Genomic DNA, 16,450 nt, shown 5'->3' with positions numbered 1-16,450 from the left:
AAGAGTGTCCGCTAATCCTACGCTGATCGCACAGATCAGTGACTTACATATTAAAGCGCAGGGGCGTTTGTCGTATAAGAAAGTCGATACGCACACGGCGTTACTGCGGGCCATCGCCACGCTGAATGCACTGCAACCGCGTCCTGACGTGGTCGTGATTACCGGTGACCTGGTGGATTTCGGCACCGCCGCAGAGTACCAGACGCTGCGCCAGGCGCTGGAGGGGCTGGAACGGCCCTTTTACCTGATGGCAGGTAATCATGACGACCGCCAGGCCCTGCGGGCCGCGTTTCCCGATCACACTTATCTGCAACAGGGCCCGACGCTCAACTGGCGGCTTATCGTCAGGGACGTCCAGCTACTGGCGCTGGATTCCAGCGTGCCGCACCAGCCATGGGGTGAACTTGATGATCGGCAGCTTCGCTGGCTGGATGACGCACTCACTGCGTCACCAGACATGCCCACATTCGTGATGCTGCACCATCCGCCGTTTGTCTGCGGTATTGATCATATGGACCGTCAGCGATTACGTCAGCCCGAAGCACTGGCGGCGATTATTGCCCGCCATCCCCAGGTTGAACGGGTGCTGTGTGGGCATGTACATCGGGCTGTTCAGACGCGGTTTGCCGGCACGCTGGCCTGTATTGCGCCCGGCGTTTCTCACCAGGTTGCGCTGGATCTGCAACCGGATGGCCCGGCCAATTTTGTGCTGGAACCGGCGGGGTTTTTGCTGCATCGCTGGCAACGGGAGCAGGGCATGACCACCCACCAGTGCGCAATCGGCGACTACGACGGCCCCTGGCCCTTCTATGACGAAAACGGTTTAATCGATTAAATGCGCGTCAGGGCGATTTTTTGAACTGTACTGTGCTTAAGCCTGCTCAAAATGTCCTACAGCGTGTAGACTTACAGGCTGTAGAACCGCGATATGATAAAAACAACAGAGCCAGGCACAGCACAATGAATTTTCGCACTGTGGCGTCAACGCCATGTTAATGAATTTCCGTCCAAGAGCTGACTTACGCACGCTTATTGCGCTGCTGGTCATCATCAGCATCGTTATCACCCTGGCCAATAATTTATATGCCACATGGCGCGTGCAGCGCATGGTGCTGATCGACAGTACGCTGGAAGCCAACCGCGCCTACGCGGCTAAGCTGGCCTCGACCAGTGAGGTTTTTTTTCGTCTGGCGCAGTCACAGTTGCACTTTAGTGCCAATGTACTGGGAAAGGATTTCGATAACGAAGAACTGTTAAAAACGGAAGTGAATCGCCTGCGCGAGCAGACGGACAGTTTTAACTCGGTGGCCGTCGTGGATGAAAACGGTACGGTGCGGGCCATCTCGCCGGAGTCGCTGACCCTGACCGGCATGCATCTGACCAGTGATGCGTCACGTGAAGCGCTGCAAACCCGGCAGCCCATGATCAGCAAGCCCACGGTTTCCGCCGCCAATAACCTGCTTATCTTTGTCTCATGGCCCATCTGGAACAGTCAGGGACACTATCTCGGTTATGTCGGCGGCACCATTTACCTGAAAAAGAAAAGCATTCTGAATGCCCTGCTGGGTGAACAGTTTTACCGGGACGGCACCAGCGTCTTTGTGCTCGACAGCAATAATCAGGTGCTCTATCACCAGAACCGGCAACTGGTTGGCAAAACCATACCGCCGCTGTTGAGCGACCGTGAACGGCAGGAAAAAGATAACGGTTCACTGGTGTTAACAGAAACCGACAAACCCACCCGGCTGGCGGGCTATGCCATCGTTCCAACCACGGGCTGGATGGTCGTGGCGCTAAAACCGGTAGACGCGACGCTGCAACCGCTGTCGGGTCTGATACTTAAAGTCCTGAAACACTCGGTTCCCTTCGCGCTTCTGACCTTGCTGGTGGCGGTGATTCTGGCCCGGATGATCGCTATGCCGCTCTGGCAACTGGCCCGCAAAGCCAGCAAGATTGATGGTCAGAGCGCCACCAACGATATCGGCGGCATTCATGCCTGGTATTTTGAGGCGGCGCAGGTGAAACGTGCCCTGCTGACCGGTATCGGGCTGGTGCAGGATAAGATTGGCCGTCTGAGCTCTGAGGCACAAACCGATCCGCTGACCCAGCTCCTCAACCGACGTGGCCTGAATGCCGTGCTCGATTATTTCCAGACGCTGCAACAGCCTTTTGCCGTGCTGGCACTGGATATCGATCATTTCAAAAACGTTAACGATAACTGGGGCCATGACGTCGGCGACCGGGTGATCCAGCAGGTGGCCAGAACGCTCCAGCAAAGCGCCAGAAAGCAGGATATTGTCAGCCGTAACGGCGGGGAAGAGTTCCTGATGCTGTTACCGGATACCAGTCTGGCCGACGCCGAGGCCATCGCTGAGCGCATACGTCTGAGCATCGCAGGCGAGGCGGTGGAAAATGTCGGCAATATCACGCTCTCAATTGGCGTGGCCGAATGGAGTGCACGCCGCGTGCCGCTGGAAACCAGTCTGAAGCGTGCCGACGATGCGCTCTATCAGGCCAAAAACGCAGGACGTAACTGCACTGTCGTCGCGAAATAGCGCGAAAGCGGCGCACCCCTTTCATCGTCTGAAGGCAGAAACGATGCCCGATGCAGCAGGGCTGCGCTCAGGAATTGATATGTTCCCGGCAGTAGCGTCGCTTCCAGCTGGCGGGCGTTAAGCCCGTTAGCTTGCGAAAAATCTGGCGAAAGTATCCGACATCATTAAAGCCACACTGACGCGCCACATCGGTTAACGAGAGGGAATCCCCGGTCAGCAATTTTTCTGCCATGACGATACGCTGGCGGTGAATGGCTTCCGTCAGCGTTAAGCGGAAAACGCGCCGGTAAACCCGCCCAAGGTAATCTGCATTACAGTGCAGCGTTTTCGCCAGACCCGAGGTGGACAGGGGCAAATGATACTGCGTGCGAATCAGCTGATTCGCCTTCCAGGCCAGATCGGCACCGGGGCTGTCAACGGTGTTCTCTTGCATGGCCGGGACGGTAAGCTGCTGCAGGATAAGCAGTAAAATACACTCCAGCGCCACGCTACGGTGAATATTCTGCTGTTCACTGAGAAACTGCCGGAACAGGGCAATGACATAAGCCGGATCGCCTACGCGCGTATGTTGAGGAAGGTGCAGCAGGCTCTGGTGTAACGTTGTCTGCGGTACAGGATGTTTCAACCAGTCGAAATGCAGCCAGTAAAATTTCAGATCAGGCGGAAATACGCCTTCTCCCACATGCCAGTGCCCGGGCCTGAGCAGTAAACTTTCTCCCGCCGTCACGCGAAACAGCACGTCGTCCTCACGGATAGTGAGTTGCCCACGCTCAACGAAAATAATTTCCCAGGAGGTCAGTCTGCGCGCCGGATGTGACCCTGTCCCGCGCGAAATAAACAGACCGCCGTTTTGCACCCGAACCGGAAACGCGATGGATAAGTCGAACATCATGATGCCTTTTCCCGCTGCTGATAGCGTTTTTTAGACTCTTCTCCCTGATTATTAACTAAAAATAGCCGCCGTGTCTGATCAAGCTCACAGTTTAACGCTCAGGTCGGAATCCTCCCTTTTTTATACTTTTTCGTTCTCTTGTGGGTTAGCCGATTCCTGACAGAATACATCGGGTAAGGCGCCAAAACACCGATAAGCCCGTTATAAAGCGGGCAACCCTCTCTGTCCTGCATGAGGAAGACTTTATGACGTCTACGACACTTGAACAGAACACACTGGCGCAGTCGAACACACAGCAGATACTGTCCCTGCGTGAAAAAATCGGCTACGGACTGGGTGACGCCGGTGGCACCGTCATTACCTGCCTGATAACGAATTTTCTAACCTTTTTCTACACCGATGTGTTTGGCTTAACGCCAGCGCTGGTCGGTACGCTGTTTATGGTGCTGCGCATTTTTGATGCGATATCAGATCCGGTGATGGGCGTGATAGCGGACCGCACGCACAGCCGGTGGGGCCGCTTTCGTCCCTGGCAACTGTGGATAGCCCTGCCTGTCGGAATTATTGGCACGCTGACTTTCACCGCGCCCGCGCTTAGCATGGACATGAAAATGGTCTGGGCCTTTGCGACCTATCTGCTGCTCTCACTCAGCTATACCGCCATCAATGTGCCCTATTGCGCGCTGATTAACACCATGACGACGCGCCACTCGGAAGTGTTGTCCTGTCAGTCCTGGCGCTTTGTATTGTGTGGTGTGGCTGGCTTTCTGGTCTCAGTAGGGCTGCCGTGGCTGGTCGCTGAACTGGGAAAAGGAAACGCGGTGCTCGGCTATCGCGCAGGGGTCGGGATCCTGTGCGGACTGGCGGTGGTGATGTTTCTGTGCTGTTTCTTTTGGGTGCGGGAGCGCGTACCGCTGGATACGTTGGGCAAGTTCACCCTGCGGGAACATCTGGCCGGGTTACGCAAAAACGATCAGTTGTTACTGATGCTGCTGATGTCCTTTTTGCTGATTAACGTCTTCAACATCCGCGGCGGCGGCTACATGTACTTCATTACCTATGTCCTTCAGGGAAGCACGGCCTATACCTCCCTGTTTTTTACCATGGTGACCTTAGCCTCCATTTTGGGCTCGTTCATCGTGAATCCGCTTTCCAGACGCATTGATACCGTCCGGCTTTACTTCTGGACCAATATCGTGCTGGCGGCGGTGGCGCTGTGCATGTGGTTTCTGCCGGTTGGGCCGGCGTGGCAGGGTCTCTGGCTGGTGGTCATTCTGAGTAATGGTGTCATTCTTGGGTTTACCCTGCCGCTGCACTTCGCCCTGATGGCCTTTGCCGATGACTATGGCGAGTGGAAAAACGGCGTCCGGTCATCGGGGATGAATTTCGCCTTTAACCTGTTCTTTATCAAGCTGGCATGGGCATCCAGTGCCGTCATCATCAGCCTGCTGTTTATTGCGGTGGCCTATAAACCGGGCACAGGCAATCAAACCCCGGCTTCGCTGCATGCGATTACCGCAATGGAAACGCTGTTACCGGCCCTCTTTCACCTGCTGCTGGCCTTTACCGTCCGTGCCTGCAAGCTGACTAACCCGATGATGGCGCAGATTTCGCATGACCTGCGTATTCGCCATGTCCAGTCTTAAGGAGAGCATGATGTCTGTAAATGAAGTCGATCTGCATAAGCTCCAGATTCACGATCCGTTTCTTGGTCAGTATCAGCATCTGGTGCGGGACGTGGTGATCCCTTATCAATGGGCCGCGCTTAACGATCGTGTTGACGACGCCGAACCGAGCCATGCCATAGCCAATTTCCGCATTGCGGCGGGCCAGCAGACGGGCGAATTCTATGGGATGGTGTTCCAGGACAGCGACGTGGCAAAGTGGCTGGAAGCCGTGGCCTGGTCACTGTGTCAGAAGCCGGATGCTGAGCTGGAGAAGACCGCCGATGAGGTCATAGAGCTGGTCGCGGCGGCGCAATGTGAGGATGGCTATCTCAACACCTACTTTACGGTAAAAGCCCCGCAGGATCGCTGGACGAATCTGGCCGAGTGTCATGAGCTCTACTGCGCCGGACATATGATTGAGGCGGGCGTAGCGTTTTTTCAGGCCACCGGCAAACGACGACTGCTGGCGGTGGTGTGCAAACTCGCCGATCACATCGACAGCGTGTTTGGCCCCGGCGAGCAGCAGCTGCACGGTTATCCTGGTCACCCGGAGATCGAACTGGCGCTGATGCGGCTGTATGACGTGACCCAGGAGCCGCGCTACATGGCGCTGGCCGACTATTTTGTCACGCAGCGGGGAACGCAGCCGCACTTCTATGATGATGAGTACCAGAAGCGTGGTCAGACGTCGTACTGGCACACCTATGGGCCCGCGTGGATGATCAAGGACAAGGCTTACAGCCAGGCGCACCAACCTCTTGCGGAACAGCAGCAGGCGGTGGGGCACGCCGTGCGCTTTGTCTATCTGATGACCGGTGTCGCGCACCTCGCACGGCTGAGCCAGGATGAATCGAAACGACAGGACTGTCTGCGTCTGTGGCACAACATGGCGCAGCGACAGCTCTATATTACCGGCGGCATCGGTTCGCAGAGCAGCGGTGAAGCGTTCAGTAGCGATTACGACTTACCGAACGATACGGTTTATGCCGAAAGCTGTGCCTCGATTGGGCTGATGATGTTTGCCCGTCGCATGCTGGAAATGGAGGCGGACAGCCAGTACGCCGATGTCATGGAGCGCGCCCTGTATAACACAGTGCTGGGTGGTATGGCGCTGGACGGAAAACATTTCTTTTACGTCAATCCGCTGGAAGTCCATCCGAAAAGCCTGCCTTTTAATCATATTTACGATCATGTGAAACCGGTTCGTCAGCGCTGGTTCGGCTGCGCCTGCTGCCCACCCAATATCGCCCGTTTGCTGACCTCTCTCGGCCACTATGTTTATACGCCGCGCGAGGATGCGCTGTTTATCAATCTCTATATTGGTAACCGGGTCGAGATCCCGGTTGGCAATCAAACGTTGGGCTTGAGGATCAGCGGTAATCTTCCCTGGCAGGAAACCGTCACGATCACCATCGATTCCACCCAGCCTGTGAACCATACGCTGGCCTTGCGCCTGCCCGACTGGTGTACGTCGCCGCAGATAACCTGTAACGGGACGGAAGTGAACGAGGCGGCGCGCAAAGGTTACCTGTATCTGACCCGTCACTGGCAGGAAGGCGATACGGTAACGTTAACCCTGCCCATGCCGGTGCGCCGGGTTTACGGTAATCCGCTGGTGCGCCATGTGGCGGGCAAGGTGGCCGTTCAGCGCGGGCCCTTGATCTATTGCCTGGAACAGGCGGATAACGGCGAGCAGTTACATAATCTGTGGCTGCCTGCGTCGGCGACATTCCGTACCTTTGCAGGGAAGGGGGTTTTTGCGCACAAGGTGCTGATTCAGGCGGAAGGGATCAGAAAAGCGGCGCGTGAACCTGAGCAACAGCTGCTGTGGCATTACGATCAGGCACCTGCGCTGGCGCAACCCCAGACCTTAACCTTTATTCCCTGGTTCTGTTGGGCCAATCGCGGAGAAGGGGAGATGCGTATCTGGGTGAATGAGGCATAACGGCGTCATCTCTGCCAGCAGCCGGGCCCGGTGTCCGGTCTGAAATGCCGCAGGCGCGATCTGACTCGTAGCGTCTGCGGTGTTCAACGGCCTGTCGCCAGCGGCGAGGATTTTTCGTCAGCGCGGTTTTCGCGCCTTTTCAGCCCCCAAATATCCGGTACAATCGTGGCCCCTTATGACGTCATGGACCCAACGGCATGCTGGCTTTATTGATTCAATGGTACAAACGCCGTTTTAGCGACCCACAGGCGATTGGCCTGCTGGTGATTCTGCTGGCGGGATTTTGCATTCTGTTCTTCCTGAGTGGCCTGCTGGCACCGTTGCTGGTGGCCGTGGTGCTTGCTTATCTGCTTGAGTGGCCAACCGTGCGTCTGCAACGTATTGGCTGCACGCGCAGCTGGGCCACCAGCATTGTGTTGGTGCTGTTTGCCGGCATCCTGCTGGTGTTAGTGCTGATCGTCGCGCCTGTGGCGTGGCAGCAGGGCATTAACCTGACGCGGGATCTGCCTAACATGCTCAACAAGCTCTATCTCTACGCGGCCGATTTGCCCCGACGTTTCCCGGCGCTGGTCGATGCCGGCATTATTGATGTGATTGTCGAGAACCTGCGTGGTCGTCTGAGCGGCGTGGGTGACTCACTGGTGAAATACTCACTGGCCTCGCTGGTCGGGTTGATGACGCTGATGATTTATCTGGTGCTGGTGCCCCTGATGGTGTTCTTTCTGCTGAAAGACAAAGACCAGATGCTGAACGCCGTGCGACGTGTTCTGCCGCGAAACCGTGGTCTGGCCGCCGAAGTGTGGCAGGAAATGAATCAGCAAATCACCAACTATATTCGTGGCAAGGTGCTGGAGATGATCGTCGTCGGCATCGCCAGCTGGCTGGCGTTTCTGTATCTCGGTCTCAACTACTCTCTTCTGCTGGCGGTGCTGGCGGTGCTGGTGGGCATATCGGTCCTGATTCCCTATATTGGCGCCATGCTGGTAACGATACCGGTCATTGGCGTCGCCCTGTTTCAGTGGGGGCTGGGCACGGAATTCTGGACATTGCTGACCGTCTACCTGGTCATCCAGGCGCTGGACGGCAATGTGTTAGTTCCGGTGTTGTTCTCCGAAGCGGTTAATTTGCATCCGCTGGTGATTATATTATCCGTGGTGATCTTTGGTGGGTTATGGGGCTTCTGGGGCGTATTTTTTGCGATTCCGCTCGCCACGCTGGTGAAGGCGGTGGTGCATGCCTGGCCGGATGCCACGCTTGACGAAACGCTGAGTCGGTAAACAATCAGGGCGCGGTTTTCACCGCGCCCTGAGAGGCTCATGCAGACTTAAGATAGTCCATCACGATGTCGTGGTGATTGGACGTTTTGAAATCGTCGAACACTTTTTCAATCTTGCCGTTGGCATCGACCAGGAAACTGATGCGGTGGATGCCGTCGTAGGTTTTACCCATAAAGGTTTTTTCACCCCAGACGCCAAACTGCTGGCATACCTGGTGATCTTCGTCCGACAGCAGCGTGAAGTTAAGCAGCTCTTTTTCTGCAAAACGTGACAGCTTTTCCGGTTTATCCGTACTGATTCCCAGGACTTCAACGCCCGCCTTTTTTAGCTCATCCATGTTGTCACGCAGACCACATGCCTGAACGGTACAGCCTGGCGTCATGGCTTTAGGGTAAAAGTAGACCAGAACGCGCTGACCCTGGAAGTCGGCTAAATTCACTTGTTCGCCATCCTGATCGGGCAAGCTAAATTTCGGTGCGGTATCACCGGCTTTCAGTGGATTCATCACATCTCTCCATTTTTTCGGTTCATGCTGTGGTTAATACACCATGAGGCGAGAAACAGCCAAATGGAAAATTATCAATTTCAGACGGTTTCCTCACCTGACCGTACTTTTAACGTAGCAGAACAGTCTGCGAGGCGCTCGTCTTTACCTGCCGGGTACAACCAGTTCGTGGGTGTCCGCATCGCTCAGACTGTAAAGCCGTAACGAACTCTGTGCATTCAGTTCCTGACATAACGCATTAAACGCCAGTTCAAATGCCGGGCCGTCGCTGCGCGTCGGGCTGTGTGCCGTCATCTGAATATAGAGTGTGGCGGGCTTGCCGTGTTGAGCAGGCTGAATACGTGAAACCAGTTCCGCAATGTTCATCTGGTGCTTATCAGTGAGATCCGTAAAGCGCTCAATGATATGCGGTGAGTCAGCCACCTCGACCTGGATAAAGGCCGTGTCGGGCATCGGTGGGCGTGCGGTAGCGTGCGTACGCTTCATCACGATCAGCAGTTCCAGCTCTGCGCCTTTGAGCGGGAGCGTGGACTCAATCAGCGTGATCGCGTTCCAGCTGCCGGACAGCAGCATAATGAACGTGAATTCATCCCCAAGCATGGCAAGGCGACTGTCTTCGATGTTGCAACCGCAACTGCTGACGTGGCGAGTAATCGTATTAACGATACCCGGACGGTCAACACCCAGAGCGGTGATCACCAAGTGATGGGGTTGAGATTGCGACAAAATAGGATTCCCTGTGCATTTGCTAATAACCATAAGGTAAACATAAAAAAAACTGCTGACAAGCGCGGGAATAGCGGAGCTTGCTTGCTTTTCCCTAAGTGTAAACCGTACCATGAAGCACTTGTTTGTCGAGGGGATCGCCAATGTTTACGGGAAGTATTGTTGCACTCGTTACGCCGATGGATGACAAAGGTAATGTCTGCCGTGCGAGTTTGAAAAAACTGATTGATTACCATGTCGCCAGCGGTACTGCGGCGATCGTTTCCGTCGGCACCACCGGCGAATCAGCTACCCTGAGCCATGAAGAACATGGTGATGTGGTGCTGCAAACCCTGGATCTGGCGGATGGGCGTATTCCCGTGATTGCCGGCACCGGCGCCAATGCGACAGCGGAAGGCATCTCGCTGACCAAACGATTTGAAAATTCAGGCGTTGTTGGCTGCCTGACGGTCACACCTTACTATAATCGTCCTACCCAGGAAGGCTTATACCAGCACTTTAAAGCGATTGCCGAGAGCACCAGCCTGCCGCAGATGCTGTATAACGTCCCTTCCCGTACCGGTTGTGATATGTTGCCGGAAACCGTTGCCCGCCTCGCTGAAATCAAAAATATTATCGGAATCAAAGAGGCAACCGGGAACTTATCGCGTGTCAGCCAGATCCAAGAGCTGGTTGATGATGCGTTCATCCTGGTGAGTGGCGACGACGCCAGCGCACTGGACTTTATGCAACTGGGCGGTAACGGCGTCATTTCGGTGACGGCAAACGTAGCAGCACGCGAAATGGCCGAACTGTGCAAACTGGCACAGCAGGGCAATTTCGTTGAAGCTCGCCGTCTGAATCAGCGTCTGATGCACCTGCATCAGACGCTTTTCTGTGAACCTAATCCAATCCCGGTTAAATGGGCGGCAAAACAGCTAGGATTAATCGCTAATGACACGCTGCGTCTGCCAATGACGCCACTGACGGCGGTTGCACAGCCAAAAGTGGAGCAGGCGCTGGTGAAAGCGGGTTTGCGATAATTTAGGGAGTGTGAATGAATTACTCAGTAAAGCGGTCAACGATTGCAACGGTGGTGGGGCTTTCCACCCTGATGCTGTTGTCGGCCTGTTCGAACGATCAGCGTTATAAGCGCCAGGTCAGCGGTGATGAATCTTACCTGCAGGCCAGCGGGCTGCGTGAGTTAAAAGCGCCGCCGGGCATGATTCTGCCTGTTCAGAACGGCGAATACGATATCCCACCGTCAACCAGTCAGGCACCGGTTGGCAAGCAGCTGGATATCCGTCCACCGGCGCAGCCGCTGGCCTTGATGAACGGCTCACGCGCGCAGTTCAGCAATAACACCGGCGCACTGATTTTCGACAACAACCGTGGATCAATTTGGTCGCAGGTTGTGGGCGTTGTGCAGGCGAAAAACTTCCCGATTGCGTCGCGCAATGACGCCGGACAGCAGCTGACCACCGACTGGGTGCAGTGGAACCGCGCAGATGAAGACAAGCAATATCGCGGGCGTTACCAGATCAGTGTGAAATCACAGAGCTATCAGCAGGTGCTGACCGTGCGTCTGCTGGAACTGCAGCAGGAAGGCACTAACATCACCTCGCCAGAGCAGATCCAACGCTATACCGCGCAGATGCTGAATGAGATTGCGGCGGGCATGGACAAGGTTGCCACGGCGAATGAAAACGCCGCAGCGGGCCGCGTGAACGGTGCGATTGATGTGCAGAGTGCAGCGGATGATACCGGCCTGCCTATGCTGGTATTACGTACGCCGTTCAACGTCGCCTGGCAGCGCCTGCCTGCGGCAATGAAACGCGTCGGCATGGACGTCACGGACACGACCCGTTCAACCGGCAGCATGAAAGTGACCTACAAAGCGCCGGGCAGCAGCACCTGGGACAGCCTTGGCGCCAAAGATCCTGAACTGCCAAACGGCGATTACAAGGTTCAGGTTGGCGATCTCGATAACCGAACCAGTCTGCAATTCATTGATCCTAAAGGCCATGTGCTGACGCAGGCGCAAAATGATGCGCTGGTGTCGGTGTTCCAGGCCGCAATGAACAAATAAAATTACCCCAGGCCGGAGATTCTCCGGCCTTTTTATTTTGTTTTTTGGCATAATAGCGCACGTCGAGGTAATCGATTGCGTCACGGCAATCGACCTGAATATGTTGCCTCAGAACCGGATCTTTCATGTTTGGAGTTAATAAGATGCAAAAGCGAGCTGAGTTGTATCGCGGTAAAGCGAAAACCGTATACAGCACCGATAACCCGGATCTGCTGATACTTGAGTTCCGCAACGATACATCAGCAGGCGATGGTGCCCGCATCGAGCAGTTTGATCGCAAAGGCATGGTCAACAATAAGTTCAACCATTTCATCATGACGAAGCTGCAGGAAGCGGGCATTCCGACGCAGATGGAAGCCCTGCTGTCGGATAACGAAGCGCTGGTGAAAAAGCTTGAGATGGTACCGGTAGAATGCGTCGTTCGTAACCGCGCAGCGGGTTCGCTGGTTAAGCGCCTGGGCGTTGAAGAGGGCATGGTACTGAATCCCCCGCTGTTCGACCTGTTCCTGAAGGATGACGAGAAGCATGACCCGATGGTCAACGAATCCTACTGCGAAACCTTTGGCTGGGTCAGTAAAGAAAACCTGGCGCGGATGCGAGAGCTGACGTACAAGGCGAACGACGTACTGAGCAAACTGTTTGATGATGCCGGGCTGATCCTGGTGGACTTCAAGCTGGAGTTTGGCCTGTTTAAAGGCGAGGTCGTGCTGGGTGATGAATTCTCCCCGGACGGTGCGCGCCTGTGGGACAAAGAAACGCTGGATAAAATGGACAAAGACCGCTTCCGTCAGAGCCTGGGTGGCCTGATTGAAGCTTACGAAGCGGTGGCCCGTCGCCTGGGCGTGAAGCTGGACTGAGTCTGCCCTTCGTCTGCCGGCAAAAGGAGAGCGCGGGCTCTCCTTTTTCATTTTGGTGGAAAGCTGGTGATTGCGGCCCCACACAACTAAAATCATGCCATCTGCATAACAGGCCACAGGGAGCAAAACATGCGCTGGCAAGGACGTCGCGAAAGCGACAATGTTGAAGACCGCCGTAATCAGTCATCAGGCATGGGAGGAGGACGCATTCCTCTGCCACGCGGTAAAGCGGGCATTATCATGCTGATTCTGGTCGCCGTCGCGGGTTATTACGGTTATGACCTGACGCCGTTGCTGACGGGCGGCGAGGCGACGCCGGGTAGCCAACAGCAACAGCGCAGCGCCGATCCCCATCAGGATGAAGCGGCCAAATTTACCTCGGTCATTCTGGCGACGACCGAAGATACCTGGGACAAGCTGTTCAGACAAATGCATAAGCAGTACACGCCACCCAAACTGGTAATGTATCGCGGTGCCACGCGCACCGGCTGCGGGACCGGGCAGTCGGTTATGGGACCGTTTTATTGCCCGGCAGACCAGACCGTCTACATCGATCTTTCGTTCTATGACGAAATGAAACACAAACTGGGCGCAGGCGGTGATTTTGCGCAGGGTTATGTGATTGCACACGAAGTCGGCCACCATGTGCAGAAGCTGCTGGGCATTGAGCCCCGTGTACGCCAGATGCAGCAGGGCGCCAGCCAAAGCCAGATCAATCAGCTGTCCGTTAAAATGGAACTTCAGGCCGACTGCTTTGCCGGCGTCTGGGGCCACTATATGGAACAGGAGAAGATCCTTGAGGTGGGCGATTTGCAGGAAGCCCTGAATGCCGCCGAAGCTATTGGCGACGATCGCCTGCAGCAGAAAAGTCAGGGGCGCGTGGTGCCCGACAGCTTTACCCATGGTACATCGCAACAGCGCTATACCTGGTTTAAGCGTGGCTTTGACACCGGCAATCCTGGCCAGTGCGATACCTTCGCCGGTAAAGGATGACGCTGGCGGCCGCCAGCCGCGCGATGGCGTCGGCGGGCATACGGCGGGTAGCCGTTATCAGTGGTGATGCTGACTACAGCCTGACGATGGCTGCGCGCTGGTTCGACGCACTGGCGGGCGACTGGCTGTGCCTGAGTGACGTCCCTCTCGGCCCCGGCCCGCATTGTGTGCCAGCGGCGTTCCGTACCTTACTGGGGCGTGAGTTTCATCATGCCGTCTTCGATGCCCGATCGGGCTTTCATGCCGAGGCATTCGCCGCGCTGGCGGGCACGCTGACGGCTGGCAGCTGGCTGCTGCTGTTAGTGCCGCCGTGGCGACAGTGGCCACAGCAACCCGACGCGGACAGCCTGCGTTGGGCCGACGTCAGCGAACCCATTGCCACACCTCACTTTATCCGCCATCTGCAACGCCTGATCGAACAGGATGCGCAGGGACTCTTACTGCGGCAGCCGTCGCCACTTAACGTGCCCGACTGGCCAGCCTTACCGGAATGGCACAGTCAGGCAACCGTCCAGCAGCAGACAATCCTATGCCAGCTGAACGGCCTTTCTGCAGGCGTGGCGGTCCTGACCGCTGCACGCGGCAGAGGGAAATCGGCTCTGGCCGGGATGCTCGCCCGCCAGAACACACGTTGCCTTATTACCGCCCCGGCAAAAGTGGCCACGGGCGTCCTGTCTGCCTTCGCGGGTGAGCACTACCGCTTTATGGCGCCCGATGCCATTCTGGCTCTGGAAACCGTGCCAGACGTTGACTGGCTTATTGTCGATGAGGCGGCGGCGATTCCCGCACCGCTGCTGCATGCGCTGGTAGCGCGTTTTCGTCGCGTGTTGCTGGTAACGACCATTCAGGGTTATGAAGGCAGCGGACGTGGCTTCATGCTGAAGTTTTGTGCGGAGCTGGAGCAGGTGCGCCATTTTACGCTGGATGAACCGCTGCGCTGGGCGCTCAACGATCCGCTGGAAAACTGGCTGAATCAGGCGCTACTGTTTGAAGAAACGCCCGATATGCCCCCTGCGAGAGTGGGCGGTCCGCGTCGGGCGGAACGCACGGATATGCCCGCCTTACGGGCGGCTTATCAGCTGCTTACCAGCGCTCATTATCGCACCTCACCGCTGGATTTACGCCGTCTGCTGGATGCGCCAGGTATGCACCTGTGGCTGGCGGGCACTGTCCCGGCATTGCAGGGCGCGCTCTGGCTGGTGGAAGAGGGCGGACTGAGCGAGGCGTTAGCTCAGGCAGTATGGGCGGGCCACAGACGGCCGCGCGGCAATCTGGTGGCGCAGTCACTGGCGGCCCATGCCGGTTTCACCGACGCCGCCACGCTGCGGGCTTTACGTATCAGCCGGATTGCCGTGGCACCTCGCGGACGCCGTCAGGGAACCGGCAGGCAACTGGTCACGGCGGCCTGCGCGGCGGCGACCGGATACGACTATATCTCGGTGAGTTTCGGCTACACTGAAGCGTTATGGGCGTTTTGGCGCGCCTGTGGCTTTACGTTAGCGCGCATTGGCAGCCAGCGCGAAGCCAGCAGTGGTTGCTATGCCGCGATGGCGCTGCTGGGACTGACGTCGTCCGGCAGGCAGTTGCAGCAGAAAGCGGCGCAGCAGCTGGCGCGGGACTGGTCATTTCTCAGCGCACATATACCACTACCACTGGCATTGCCCTTGTCCGCAGCCGATGACTGCGCGTTTACCCCGTTTGATGCCCGGCTCGCAGCCGGGTTCGCCTGGGCACAACGCCCGTTTGAAGCAAGCCTGGCGGTGCTCCAGCGTCTGGTCATTGTCAGCCAGGCTCCGTTACGCCTTCTCAGGCAGGCCGTCAGGGCCGACACCAATCTGTCCCGGCTGGCGCAGACCGCGCAGCTAAACGGACGCAAGGCGTTAATCACCGCACTGCGCGCGGAAGCCGCAGAAGCACTTCTGGCGTTGCAAAGCATTGATGGCGAAGGGTTTCGTCAGCAATTGCAATAAATCCACCAACTCGTTCAAATATTCCCAATATGATCCTGCGCCAGGGCGCGTAGAGTAGTAGCAGGAGGTCGATATGACACTGAGATATGTAATTGTTCAGCAACCCCCAAAAGTTGCCCAGCTGTTTTTGCTTTACCATGCCGTGGGTGATAACCCTGACGCCATGGGGGAAATTGGCAGCTGGTTTGCGAAAACCTTCCCTGCGGCGCTGGTCGTGTCGGTGGGATCGCCAGGGCCTGGCGGTCAATGGTTTAGTGAGGCCGGACTTCATGATAAAAGCGAGCAGCAGTGCGTTAACGCCAGTATGCCGCAGTTTGTTGAGTCCGTTCGTCACTGGCAGCAGCAGAGCGGCATAAGTCCGGAAGCCACGGCGCTGGTCGGGTTTTCACAGGGCGGAAGCATGGTGCTGGAGGGCATCAAAGCGCACAACGATCTGGCGGGCCGCGCAGTGGTGTTCAGCGGACGTTTTATTACCCTGCCGGAGAGCGCCAGCACCCGCACGACGGTGCATCTGATTCATGGCGATTATGATGACCGCGTGCCACTGGCACATGCTCATCAGGCCGAACAGCGTTTAACCGCACTCGGCGGTGACGTCACGCTGAATGTTGTGGACGATCTGGCCCACGCCATCGACCACCGCAGCATGAATTTTGCCCTGCATCATCTGCAGTACACGGTGCCGAAACGCTACTTTGACGAGGCGTTGGGCGGGGCTAAACCCGGCGATGATGATGTGATTATGACAATGTAACCGGGCACGCCCTCGCGACCGCGAGGGCGCAAACGCGTTATTTCTTCTTCGGCCAGTCTTCGTCGTCATCCCATTTGTCGTTGAAATCACGATGAGGCGGGAGATCGGGCTTGTTATCCATAAACTTTTTGTGATCGATGCGTTTCAAATCCTTATACACATTCATCAGCACACCGACCATCAGCAGGACCACCAGGATCCACCAGTAATCTTTAATAAACTCCACAGGCCCGCTCCTTTC

Annotated in this window: 15 protein-coding genes; 11 read left to right on the top strand and 4 right to left on the bottom strand. The window is 56.4% G+C overall.

Going from position 1 to position 16,450, the window contains the following annotated elements:
- The first annotated feature begins 4 nt into the window (after window positions 1-4).
- Together RAC65_RS09940 and RAC65_RS09935 are read left to right on the top strand one after the other, a co-directional pair.
- The gene (locus RAC65_RS09940) at window positions 5-835 is read left to right on the top strand and encodes a phosphodiesterase (RefSeq protein WP_375096646.1); all 831 of its coding nucleotides are present in this window, start codon (window positions 5-7) and stop codon (window positions 833-835) included.
- A gap of 154 nt (window positions 836-989) precedes the next feature.
- Window positions 990-2,555 (top strand): sensor domain-containing diguanylate cyclase, encoded by a 1,566-nt coding sequence (locus RAC65_RS09935; RefSeq protein WP_033740847.1) that lies wholly within the window; start codon window positions 990-992, stop codon window positions 2,553-2,555.
- 67 nt (window positions 2,556-2,622) lie between these two features.
- On the opposite strand, the gene RAC65_RS09930 is transcribed toward RAC65_RS09935, so the two are convergent.
- A complete protein-coding gene (locus RAC65_RS09930) occupies window positions 2,623-3,444 on the bottom strand; it encodes an AraC family transcriptional regulator (protein ID WP_039339919.1) in 822 nt (273 codons plus the stop codon).
- 248 nt (window positions 3,445-3,692) lie between these two features.
- Between RAC65_RS09930 and RAC65_RS09925 the strand changes: the two genes are divergently transcribed.
- The 3 genes from RAC65_RS09925 (at window position 3,693) to RAC65_RS09915 (ending at window position 8,336) form a co-directional block, all read left to right on the top strand.
- Window positions 3,693-5,093, top strand: coding sequence for an MFS transporter (locus RAC65_RS09925; protein WP_058707716.1), 1,401 nt, complete (start codon window positions 3,693-3,695; stop codon window positions 5,091-5,093).
- Window positions 5,094-5,103: 10 nt separating this feature from the next.
- On the top strand, window positions 5,104-7,059 hold the full coding sequence (locus RAC65_RS09920; protein ID WP_375096672.1) for a glycoside hydrolase family 127 protein: 1,956 nt from the start codon (window positions 5,104-5,106) through the stop codon (window positions 7,057-7,059).
- A gap of 197 nt (window positions 7,060-7,256) precedes the next feature.
- Window positions 7,257-8,336 carry an AI-2E family transporter gene (locus RAC65_RS09915; RefSeq protein WP_375096645.1) on the top strand — a complete coding sequence of 360 codons (1,080 nt, stop codon included), beginning with the start codon at window positions 7,257-7,259 and terminating at the stop codon, window positions 8,334-8,336.
- A gap of 37 nt (window positions 8,337-8,373) precedes the next feature.
- Here RAC65_RS09915 and bcp read toward each other — a convergent pair whose 3' ends face one another.
- Together bcp and RAC65_RS09905 are read right to left on the bottom strand one after the other, a co-directional pair.
- Window positions 8,374-8,841 (bottom strand): thioredoxin-dependent thiol peroxidase, encoded by a 468-nt coding sequence (bcp, locus tag RAC65_RS09910; RefSeq protein ID WP_006120436.1) that lies wholly within the window; start codon window positions 8,839-8,841, stop codon window positions 8,374-8,376.
- Between the two features lie 144 nt (window positions 8,842-8,985).
- On the bottom strand, window positions 8,986-9,600 hold the full coding sequence (locus tag RAC65_RS09905) for a glycine cleavage system transcriptional repressor (protein ID WP_375096644.1): 615 nt from the start codon (window positions 9,598-9,600) through the stop codon (window positions 8,986-8,988).
- Window positions 9,601-9,710: 110 nt separating this feature from the next.
- On the opposite strand from RAC65_RS09905, the gene dapA reads away from it, so the two are divergent.
- The 6 genes from dapA (at window position 9,711) to ypfH (ending at window position 16,209) form a co-directional block, all read left to right on the top strand.
- Window positions 9,711-10,589, top strand: a complete 879-nt coding sequence (dapA, locus tag RAC65_RS09900) for a 4-hydroxy-tetrahydrodipicolinate synthase (protein ID WP_033740842.1) — start codon at window positions 9,711-9,713, stop codon at window positions 10,587-10,589.
- Window positions 10,590-10,603: 14 nt separating this feature from the next.
- The gene (gene bamC / locus RAC65_RS09895; RefSeq protein ID WP_033740841.1) at window positions 10,604-11,635 is read left to right on the top strand and encodes an outer membrane protein assembly factor BamC; all 1,032 of its coding nucleotides are present in this window, start codon (window positions 10,604-10,606) and stop codon (window positions 11,633-11,635) included.
- A gap of 143 nt (window positions 11,636-11,778) precedes the next feature.
- Window positions 11,779-12,492 (top strand): phosphoribosylaminoimidazolesuccinocarboxamide synthase, encoded by a 714-nt coding sequence (purC, locus tag RAC65_RS09890; protein ID WP_033740988.1) that lies wholly within the window; start codon window positions 11,779-11,781, stop codon window positions 12,490-12,492.
- 129 nt (window positions 12,493-12,621) lie between these two features.
- Window positions 12,622-13,485 (top strand): neutral zinc metallopeptidase, encoded by an 864-nt coding sequence (locus tag RAC65_RS09885; protein WP_006120429.1) that lies wholly within the window; start codon window positions 12,622-12,624, stop codon window positions 13,483-13,485.
- The gene (locus RAC65_RS09880) at window positions 13,482-15,455 is read left to right on the top strand and encodes a tRNA(Met) cytidine acetyltransferase TmcA (protein WP_375096643.1); all 1,974 of its coding nucleotides are present in this window, start codon (window positions 13,482-13,484) and stop codon (window positions 15,453-15,455) included. Before RAC65_RS09885 ends, RAC65_RS09880 begins: the two co-directional genes overlap by 4 nt.
- Before the next feature lie 73 nt (window positions 15,456-15,528).
- Window positions 15,529-16,209: an esterase gene (ypfH, locus tag RAC65_RS09875; protein ID WP_006120422.1), complete on the top strand. Its 681-nt coding sequence runs from the start codon at window positions 15,529-15,531 to the stop codon at window positions 16,207-16,209.
- A gap of 37 nt (window positions 16,210-16,246) precedes the next feature.
- On the opposite strand, the gene RAC65_RS09870 is transcribed toward ypfH, so the two are convergent.
- A complete protein-coding gene (locus tag RAC65_RS09870) occupies window positions 16,247-16,435 on the bottom strand; it encodes a YpfN family protein (RefSeq protein ID WP_006120420.1) in 189 nt (62 codons plus the stop codon).
- Between the last annotated feature and the right edge of the window lie 15 nt (window positions 16,436-16,450).

It is taken from the genome of Pantoea sp. BS_8 (genome assembly GCF_041954965.1).
Classification (GTDB): domain Bacteria; phylum Pseudomonadota; class Gammaproteobacteria; order Enterobacterales; family Enterobacteriaceae; genus Pantoea; species Pantoea stewartii.
This window is presented reverse-complemented; position numbering and strand designations above follow the sequence as displayed.